8 protein-coding genes are annotated in these 8,985 nt (G+C 45.9%); 2 read left to right on the forward strand and 6 right to left on the reverse strand.

The annotated features are described in order from the left end of the window. Window positions 1-222 precede the first annotated feature (222 nt). The 4 genes from QT974_RS26495 to QT974_RS26510 form a co-directional block, all read right to left on the reverse strand. Window positions 223-2,739 carry an MASE1 domain-containing protein gene (locus tag QT974_RS26495; RefSeq protein ID WP_333471392.1) on the reverse strand — a complete coding sequence of 839 codons (2,517 nt, stop codon included), beginning with the start codon at window positions 2,737-2,739 and terminating at the stop codon, window positions 223-225. Between the two features lie 127 nt (window positions 2,740-2,866). Next, window positions 2,867-3,085 carry a hypothetical protein gene (locus QT974_RS26500; RefSeq protein ID WP_333471393.1) on the reverse strand — a complete coding sequence of 73 codons (219 nt, stop codon included), beginning with the start codon at window positions 3,083-3,085 and terminating at the stop codon, window positions 2,867-2,869. A 260-nt stretch (window positions 3,086-3,345) separates the two neighbouring features. Beyond that, complete coding sequence (locus QT974_RS26505; protein ID WP_333471394.1) at window positions 3,346-4,668, reverse strand: ABC transporter substrate-binding protein; 1,323 nt, start codon at window positions 4,666-4,668, stop codon at window positions 3,346-3,348. 32 nt (window positions 4,669-4,700) lie between these two features. After that, window positions 4,701-4,949, reverse strand: a complete 249-nt coding sequence (locus QT974_RS26510) for a hypothetical protein (protein ID WP_333471395.1) — start codon at window positions 4,947-4,949, stop codon at window positions 4,701-4,703. A 149-nt stretch (window positions 4,950-5,098) separates the two neighbouring features. Between QT974_RS26510 and QT974_RS26515 the strand changes: the two genes are divergently transcribed. Both QT974_RS26515 and fmt read left to right on the forward strand, forming a co-directional pair. Next, entirely contained in the window at window positions 5,099-5,677 is a 579-nt protein-coding gene (locus QT974_RS26515) for a Uma2 family endonuclease (RefSeq protein WP_333471396.1), read from the forward strand. Between the two features lie 37 nt (window positions 5,678-5,714). Then, on the forward strand, window positions 5,715-6,728 hold the full coding sequence (gene fmt / locus QT974_RS26520) for a methionyl-tRNA formyltransferase (protein ID WP_333471397.1): 1,014 nt from the start codon (window positions 5,715-5,717) through the stop codon (window positions 6,726-6,728). Here fmt and QT974_RS26525 read toward each other — a convergent pair. Then, window positions 6,718-7,578, reverse strand: coding sequence for a DUF4435 domain-containing protein (locus QT974_RS26525; protein ID WP_333471398.1), 861 nt, complete (start codon window positions 7,576-7,578; stop codon window positions 6,718-6,720). The two genes, fmt and QT974_RS26525, sit on opposite strands and share 11 nt — an antisense overlap. Continuing rightward, window positions 7,575-8,903, reverse strand: a complete 1,329-nt coding sequence (locus tag QT974_RS26530) for an AAA family ATPase (protein WP_333471399.1) — start codon at window positions 8,901-8,903, stop codon at window positions 7,575-7,577. Before QT974_RS26530 ends, QT974_RS26525 begins: the two co-directional genes overlap by 4 nt. Window positions 8,904-8,985: the final 82 nt, after the last annotated feature.

An 8,985-nucleotide genomic window follows, 5' to 3' on the forward strand; every position in this document is an offset into this window, starting at 1 on the left:
TGACATCTGCGGTTTCTGTATCGATCGAAGACTTATGCAATTCAAGTCTAATATAATTTATGAGTTTGCAGTCAAGAGTTGAGTTTTACACGGCAGGCAAGATTCATTAATCTTTGATGCCATTGGAGGAAACCGTTCCTTAACGCACCAAAATAAAAATCTGGCGGTTGGTTGGGCGGGTCTTCTCAAGAAATAGCGATTGACAATAAGTTTAAAAAATGTTTATTTATCAGACTTTTGGGTGAATGTAGAAGCATCGCCCAAAAAAGCTGGGAGCCGAATTGTAAAAGTAGAACCTTTTTCTAATTCGCTGAATGCGGAAATTTCTCCGCCCATCATTTCGCAGAATTTCTTAGTAATTGTCAGACCCAAACCAGTGCCGCCGTATTTTTTAGTAGTTGAGGAATCGGCTTGGGTGAAAGGATCGAATATTTTGGCTAACTGTTCCGAACTCATGCCAATGCCGGTATCTTTGACTGTAAAAACGATCCAATCTTGAGGGGAAGAGCCGGAAGACGAGCTATTGTCGGTGGGGCCGCCACCTCTATAGACTCCGAGTTGTTTGTTTCTCTTGGCAGCCTCGGCGGGGGTTTCGGGGGTGCGGGTAACTGTGAAAGTAATGGCGCCGGAACAAGTAAACTTGGAGGCGTTGCTGAGGAGGTTGAGCAGCGACTGGCGGAGTTTAGTCAAGTCGGTTTCCATCGAGCCAATATCTTCGGGGCATTGTATTTCTAACAGATTGCTATTTTTGTCTGCCGTCGGTGCGATCGTGGCAATTACTTGGTCAACGAGATTTAAAATGGTGAAGGTTTCGACGTGCAAGTCGATGCGGCCGGCTTCTATTTTAGAGAAGTCGAGAATGTCTTTAATCAAGGCTAGCAGGTGCTGTCCGGCGGTGTTAATTTTTTGGAGGTCGTCGATAAATTCATCGGCGCCGAGGTCTCGGGCGTCTTCTTGCAGGATCTCGCTGTAGCCGATGATGGCGTTGAGGGGGGTTCTGAGTTCGTGACTCATGTTGGCGAGAAAGATGCTTTTCGATCGATTTGCAGATTCGGCGGCTAATGCGGCGCGGCGGAATTCTTCGGAACGCAAGCGTTCGGTGATGTCGCTGGTCATGATTAACACGCACTGAGTGGTGCCGAGGTCGATGAGTTCTCCTGACAGCAGCCAGTCGCGGATGTCGCCGATTTTGGTGCGAATTTTGATTTCTTGGTTGCCGATCGAATTTTGGGACTGCAACACGTGGGCGAGGCGCCGCCCGTCTTCTGAGTTGACCCACATTCCTAAATCGCTGGGGGTGCGGCCAATAAATTCGTGTCGCAGCCAGCCTAAGGAGCGTAAAAAGCTGTCGTTAGCATCGAGGAAGCGTGCGTCGGTGAGGGTGCAGATGGCGATCCCGACTGGGGAGGCGTGAAAGGCCTTGGAAAATCTTTCTTCGGAAGCGCGCAGGGCTGCTTCGGCGCGCTTTCTGTCTGTGATGTCTTGGACGGTACTGCTGATGTAGAGGGTGTTGACGGCGGCTTGTTCGCAGACTGTGCGCTGGCTGCCGTCGGGGAGTACCAGCCTGTAATCGATGCTGTAGGGCTGTTGCTCAAATAAAGCGGCTTCGATCGAGGTTTTGACTAATTGTCTGTCTTCGGAGTGGACGTATTCCAAGAAGGTTTCGAGGCTGGGTTGAAAAGTGCCGGGCCGCTGTCCCAAGATCCGATAAATTTCTTCTGACCAGCGCAATTGCTGCGTGTTGCGGTCTAAGTCCCAGTTGCCTAGCTGGGCGATGCGTTGGGCGTTGGCGAGGCTGGCTTCGCTGGCGCGCAAGGAGGCTTCAGCTTGGTGGCGTTCGGCGACGGTGGCGGCTAAGACTAAGCCTGTGACGGCGATGACGGCGATGAAGGCTTGCAGCGATAATAGGGCTTGGGGGATGCTGCTGGCGTGTTTGAGAAAGGGGCCGCTGCCTCGGGCTATGCCCCAGATGGCGAAGCCGCAGAGGATGAAGTTAGAGAGGGCCGTGTAGCGCTGGCCGAATCGAAAGGCTGCCCAAACTACTAGGGGAAATGGTAAATATTCTAGGGGATAGCGGGCGTAGGCGGCGCGGGTGCGGGAGCAAAAAACTAGCCAGCCGACTGCTAGCAGCAGCAACAGCCAAATCCCGCGTTCGACGATCTGTTTGTGGCGGTGGGTGCTGATTTTGGGCAATTTTTGCCATGTCAGCAGCAGCGGGGCGACGAGCAAAATTCCCAGAGCGTCTCCTACCCACCAACTGCCCCAAATTGTGCCAAAGTTGCTCCAGTCAGACAAACGGGTGGCGCACACGAGGATGCTGCCGATGCTGGAGTTGATTAGGGTAGAGCCTAGGGCTGCTAGTCCGACTATTCCTAAAACGTCTTTGAGCCGATCGAGTCCGGCGCTAAAGTTAATCCTTTGGAGCAAGTAAGTTCCCGTCCACGCTTGCAGGGTTCTGGCGCCGGCGGAGATCAATGCCGTGGCGATGTTTGCCGAGGGTACGCTCATGCTGAACAGGAAGCCTCCGATCGCGATTCCCGGCCACAGTTGGCGCCCGAACAACAGCAGCGCGACTTGGGCAATTCCAGCAGCAGGCCACATGGGGTAGATTTCTGTGCTCAGGGTGAGGGTGGCAATTGCGAATTCCGAAGCCGCATAGTAGATCAGGGCGATCGTGCCTACTGCCAGGAAGTACCGCCAGGAATGTCCTCTGATTGCATTAAGGAACTTTGTCTGCATTGTCATTTGGGGAAAAGGTGGACGGTTATTGGAGTCTCAGTAGGTGGCACGGAACGGACACAGGGTAGGGAAAATGTTTCTCTTAGGTGATGGTAGGTCATGGGTGGTAGGTAGGGGGAAAACCTGTCTATCTCACTTTTTTTAACTCCCTCAACGGTGCGGTTTTTTTTTGGTTGTGCGATCGTTCCCGATCGCCTAAATTTGGGGAGCATCCCTTTGTTGCCAATATATCTGTAATGGCGAAGCATTCGCTGGCAAAATTGGCGATTTTCGTTAAAGATTTATTACCAAGCGACGGCGGGTCTCTTTTGGGATCGGGCGATCGGCGCTCGATTTTACCTAACATCTTGTACCATTATCAATAATAACTAAAAAACCGATAATAGCGATACAAAATCTCAGCTTTCAGGTCTACCAGGGGCAATAAACCCCGTTTGTGATTAGAAGTATCGGCGGTAGTGATATTAACTGAATTTTCACCAATTAATCGAGGCTTTTAATCAGGGGAAGCAGCAGAGCAGAAAAAATCCGGCTCAATTAGCAATTACCTTTTTTCCCAATTATCAATTATCTTTTTGCCAACGCTCGATGCGATCGATCTGTAACTCACTTGAGGGCAATATCTAAGGTTAGTGTCAAACGCTCTTGAGCTTCTTTGAGGGCGTCTTGGGGGGCGCGACCCAGAAGGGTTGCTTCTATGGCGCGACCGAGGTTTTCTGACACCCGGGAGTAGCCTGAAATAATTGGGCGCGATCGCGCTGAGTTCATTTGTTCCAAAAACACTTGCAAAACAGGGTTTTTTTCCACAAAGTTTCGATAAGTTGGGCTCTGTCTAGATTTTAAGTTAATTGGCAAGTAACCTGTTCCCAATGCCCAGGCTGTTTGGAATTCTTCGCCGATCGCGTATTCTAAGAATTCTAGGGCGGCTTTCTCGCGTTCAGGAGAAGTTTTCATTAAAAATAAATTTTCACCCCCCACAACGGCTGCGGGACGCGATCGGACGGGTATAGGCATCACTGCGTAGTCGATCGCGCTTTGCTCCAATTGTGCTAGCGTCCAAGGCCCGGTGATTTGCATGGCAACTTTGCCAGCGATGAAGTTGTCGAGTTCGTAACCGCGCTCGGGTGCTGACAGTATTGCTGAGCCTTCTTTTAACAAATCGCTCCACAATTCTAAGGCGGCGAGAGAACCGGGATTGTCGATTTGAGGTACGGGAGTTTGAGCTGTGCCGGCAAGAAAGAGTTCGCCGCCTGCACTAAACATGAAGGGCAGCCAAGTGAATACTGTCCATTCTCCTTTGCCTAGGGAGAGCACGATGCCGTGTCGATCGACACGGCCGTCTCCGTTGGTGTCTCGCGTGAGCGATCGGGCTGCTTGCTTGAATTGCTCCCAATTTTGCGGCACTTGTTTGATCCCTGCGGCTTTAAACAAACTGGGACGGTAAAATATGGCGGCGTTGTTTGTGGCGAGGGGAATTGACCAAGTGTGTCCCCCAAGTTCCATTGACTCAAAGAGTGCCGGGTAGATTTCGGCTTTGCGGGGCGATTTGTCGAGCCATTTTTCTAATGGTTGAATTGCGTTTAATTCTACCAGCTTTCCCGCAATTGTGGGAACGTTCCACAGCAAATCCGGCGGTGCATTTCCTACTATTGCTGTCATGATTTTTGGCAGTTGTTGGTCTGGCTGTCCGATGTAAATTGGTTCAATTTGAATGTTGGGATGTGTTTTGTTAAATTTGTCCGTGAGGGCTTGAAATATGGCTCGATTTGGCGGAGGATTAATACCGTGCCACAATGCGATCTTAATTGGTTCGGTGTTAGCTTTGACGTTTTGACAGCCGCTTAATATTAAGAGGTTTAAGGTCACTAAAATGCAGAGTGCTAGTTTTTGTAGGATTTTAATGGCGGGAAATAATTTGGATGAAATCATTTTTTAGTGAATTTTTGGGAACAAGATTTTTTTTAACCGCCGATGAATGCGGATAGACGCTGATGGTTAGAGGTTGGTAAAACAAGTTGAATCTGAGAATTCTGGGGTACCTGATTTGTCTCTCCTGGGGAAGTATTTTGGAACAAAATTGTGAAATATCCCGCTTCTAGTGTATCTTGCGGCTGCGTCCGATCGCAAGAAATTGCTGTCAAGTGCGATCGATATTTTGCCAAGTCAGGCATTTCGACTGGCATGAATGCGGGAATTTGGTTAATAGGCATTGGCTGACTTGTTCGTGATGAATATATTTTTATGGTTGTGCGGTATCTGCCAATAACCTGCGACTGGCTTGTGGCAGGATATTCGAGGGTTTTTCCATGTTTTGGCAGATATGATAAAATTGACACGAGCCGTAAAATTGGTGAATCAGATGACAACTTTTAGTGTAGAGCAGTTAGATTTAACTTTGGAAGAATGGATGCAAAATCCTCCTGACGGGACTGAGTGGGCGGACGGTAAAGTTATAGTCAAACATCCTGTAGAATTTGTCAATGGAGAAGTAGTGGGGAAACCGGGAATGACTGCAAAGACTCGCCGCATTCAATCAAAGCTCGATTATTACTGGAGAAGTTACATGATCTCAAGCGCCCAAGGGGGCGAGGTTTATGTGGAAGTGACTTGTCAAACTCTGAAAAAAGGGCGGATACCAGATGTATCTTATATTACTCCTGAACTGTTGGCGCAAGTTGGAGAGTTTTCAGTTTTGCCGCAGAGTTTTCCGCTGCTAGCTGAGATTGTTTCGCCTAACGATTTTGCGGATGATGTTTTTGCAAAAGCACAAGAGTATTTAGAGTCTGGTTGTTTGGAAGTTTGGCTGCTATTTCCGAAGAGTAGTTGGGTGTTAGTAATTACTCAAGGTGAGGCAGTTTTATTTAAGCCTGGTGAAGTGGCGAAGACTCAGCTTGTGTTGCAGGGTTTTAGCGTGGCTGTTGATGAGTTAATGGCGTAGTTTTGCTGTTATTATGATAAAAACTAACGAAAAATCTATGAAAATTGTTTTTTTTGGCACTCCTGAATTTGCTGTTCCTACTTTATCCAGTTTGCTGAGTCATCCAGAATTTGAGGTTGTGGGTGTGGTGACTCAGCCGGATAAGCGCCGGGGAAGGGGGAATAAATTGATGCCTTCACCTGTAAAAGATGTGGCTTTAAATCACAGTCTTCCGGTTTTGCAGCCGCGCCGAATTAAGAAGGATGCCCAAACGCTTGCTAAGTTGCGGGAAGCGGAGGCTGATGTGTTTGTGGTGGTGGCTTACGGCCAGATTCTGTCTCAGGAAATTCTGGATATTCCGAGTTTGGCTTGTGTGAATGTTCACGGCTCCATTTTGCCGAAGTATCGCGGGGCTGCGCCGATTCAGCGGTGTCTTTTTAATGGGGAAAAGGCCACGGGAATTACTACTATGCTAATGGATGCTGGTATGGATACTGGGGCGATGCTTTTGAAGGCTTTTGCGGGAATTACGCTGTTGGATAATGCTGATTCTTTGGGCGACAGGTTGGCGGAACTTGGAGCGGATTTATTGGTGGAAACTTTGATAAAATTGAGGGATGGGGAAGTTAAACCGGTTGTTCAGCATGATGATGAGGCGACTTATGCGCCGATGATTAAGGGTACTGATTTTGTGCTGGATTGGTCGAAAAGTGCGATCGCGCTTCACAATCAAGTTAGGGGTTTTTTCCCGGATTGCACTACGACTTTTCGCGGTAATACCCTGAAAGTAATCGCAACTGTGCCGCTGGGGCCGGAATATTGGCTGCAATTACCGCCGGAGTTGAGGGTTTTGGAACGGGAATGGCCTGTTTTGGATCGGTTGTCGGGCGCAAATGGGGAGGTTGTGAAGGTTGTGAAGGGCTTTGGGGCGATCGTCCAAACTAACGATGGTTTGCTATTATTGCGGGAGGTACAGTTGGCTGGTAAAAAAGTTCAGTCTGGCGTGGATTTTGCCAATGGTACTCGGTTGGCTGCGGGTGAGGTCTTTGGGAAAGTTGAAGCTACAGGTTAGAAAGTACCTGGAAAGGTTGATTGGTTTTTTCCCAGTCTTGAATGGCTGTGTAGAGTTGTGTCAGGCGAAAATGAGAAGACTCGTAAGCAAGTCTCAGGTCTTTTTCAAGTACATCTGGCTCAACTTGCTTGGAGTTGCACGTGCCTAGGGCTTTACAAAGTGCGATCGACAAAATACAAATCATATCGTGACCACAACAAACATACCACATATCTTGAGTATTTGTTTTAAGACCATCCATCTTTGCTTTAACTTCTAGTTCATCAAGTCCCAGTTTTTGAGAGTTATTTTTCACAGTTTTAATCAACTCCGATTGATTTAATATTAACGTGCGATCGTCCACAAATTTCTTAAAAGCTAAATCTTCAAACTTTAAACAATAATTAAACTTCAGCGAAGCCCATCGCAAATAACCAATAACTTTGGCACTTTCGAGTAAAGTCTGGCGAATATCTTTAGCAAAACTCTTTATTTTGTCTTCCGAACCGTGTTTTGAAAGCACCTTTTCAAGTGCTGGCGACTTCAGCAGCATAGTTTCCAAATCGTGAGTATCTGTGAACAGCAAGTTCGGACTGAGTGAAACACTTCCTTCTAATATATCAAAATCCGCATCAACAATAGCCAAAACACCAGCAAAGTTACCTTGTTCAAGTATATTTAGCACAGCAACAGCATTGTTTTTGTAATGGGCATTTTCTACACGACACTTTGTGGAGTCTACCAAATTCTTCCATACCCGCGAATCTGTGTCTCCCTCAACGATTAAAAAAGAATGTTCAGTGTATTGAGATCGATCTCGCAGCAGGCGGATTTGGTTAGCAATGAAGTTAGGGGTAATGTATTCTCTCATTCTACTGGCCCTTTTAACCCCACTGTCAAATCCCATCGATCGTCTATAATACTTGGAGAGTGAGTTGCGATCAACACATCAAAGTCTGCCAGATTAATAATTGCTTGCAAATCTTTGAGAAACTCGACTTCCCACGCTACGTGCAGCGAAATTTCTGGTTCATCAATGAGAACCAGCGAGTTAGGTTGAACTTTGAATAACAACTGGTAAAGCATTACCAGTTCATGCTGTTCTCCGAAAGATAAGTCTGTCGGCGACAAAGGTTTACCATCCGCCGTTGTAAAGGTAAAACCTTTCTCTTTACTGATGCTCATATTTTTATAGAGAAATCGCTGTTTAATAATTCCTTTAAAAAGTTCTATTTTAGTAGCGAGTTCCTTGAAAACCATGAGTTTTTGTTCTACATCTTCAACATAAACCGACAGAATGTTTTTTGTGACTCCATCAATATTTTGTTCTATTTGAAAATCAGGATTTTCGTCTTTATCCAAAAGACCAATTCCTCTGAGACGAGAACGCTTTTCCTCAATTTCATTTAATTTGTTGCGAAGTGTTTCCTCTGTTAAATATGAGGGTGCTTTGTTGTTGAAAATTCTTGCGGGAAAAGTTCTTTCAAGGGATTGAGATAATGCACCATATTCAGCCAGTTTTGCTTGAATCTCTTCTGCGAGTTCCTGAGAATATATATTAACTGAGGGAATCATTGAAGGGTGTCTGGTGTCTACCGCTACTTCACGAAAACTTGAGGGAGTTAACAAACGTTGAGTTTCGATAAAATGAACGTCGATGGAGCTTTTTAGTTCTGACAGCCACTTTGGTTCCTTATTAACTTTTATACTTGAAGTTAAATCTTTGATCAAGTCATTCATAGCCTTGACAAGATTTTGTACGGCGATTGATTCCGAATTTTTAGTTTGTGTTTCTATGCCACCTGATGACTGTAGTCTCTCCTCTGTGATATCCAAAAAAACATTTTTTTCTGCCAATGAATCTATTAATAGATTAGGTGAAAATATCTCTGCTTCTGCACCAGGCTTAGAAAAATAAAATATCAAATCTTTATCTTTTTTATCTTCAGTTGTATCAATAAATTTAGTTATTTGCAGATAACTGCCATCATCAAAGTCTATTCTAAATTCTTCAAATGGAATAGTCCGAAGTTCTGAGTAAGGTGAATTAAAAAATTCATTAATTAACCTGAGTAAGGCTGTCTTACCAAATCCATTCGGACTGTGAATAATCGTGATTCTATCTTCCAGGTTCAAGGAAACCGGATGGTTAAAAACTCCAAAAAGTTTGGTGACAGAAATCTTATTGATTCTCATTTTTCCCTCTACTTATATCAAATCCGTGGGTGCATCTGGTTGTTGAAGAGGGCGAAGCATGACCGCATATAAGTTATTAGTT

Origin of the sequence: Microcoleus sp. BM001215392 (assembly GCF_036700185.1) — a bacterium.
Taxonomy (GTDB): domain Bacteria; phylum Cyanobacteriota; class Cyanobacteriia; order Cyanobacteriales; family Microcoleaceae; genus Microcoleus.

Coding starts and splice junctions, on each gene's coding strand:
- QT974_RS26530 (WP_333471399.1), bottom strand. CDS start 8,903: ATGAGAATCAATAAGATTTCTGTCACCAAACTTTTTGGAGTTTTTAAC.
- QT974_RS26525 (WP_333471398.1), bottom strand. CDS start 7,578: ATGAGAGAATACATTACCCCTAACTTCATTGCTAACCAAATCCGCCTG.
- QT974_RS26515 (WP_333471396.1), top strand. CDS start 5,099: ATGACAACTTTTAGTGTAGAGCAGTTAGATTTAACTTTGGAAGAATGG.
- fmt (WP_333471397.1), top strand. CDS start 5,715: ATGAAAATTGTTTTTTTTGGCACTCCTGAATTTGCTGTTCCTACTTTA.
- QT974_RS26510 (WP_333471395.1), bottom strand. CDS start 4,949: ATGCCTATTAACCAAATTCCCGCATTCATGCCAGTCGAAATGCCTGAC.
- QT974_RS26495 (WP_333471392.1), bottom strand. CDS start 2,739: ATGCAGACAAAGTTCCTTAATGCAATCAGAGGACATTCCTGGCGGTAC.
- QT974_RS26505 (WP_333471394.1), bottom strand. CDS start 4,668: ATGATTTCATCCAAATTATTTCCCGCCATTAAAATCCTACAAAAACTA.
- QT974_RS26500 (WP_333471393.1), bottom strand. CDS start 3,085: ATGTTAGGTAAAATCGAGCGCCGATCGCCCGATCCCAAAAGAGACCCG.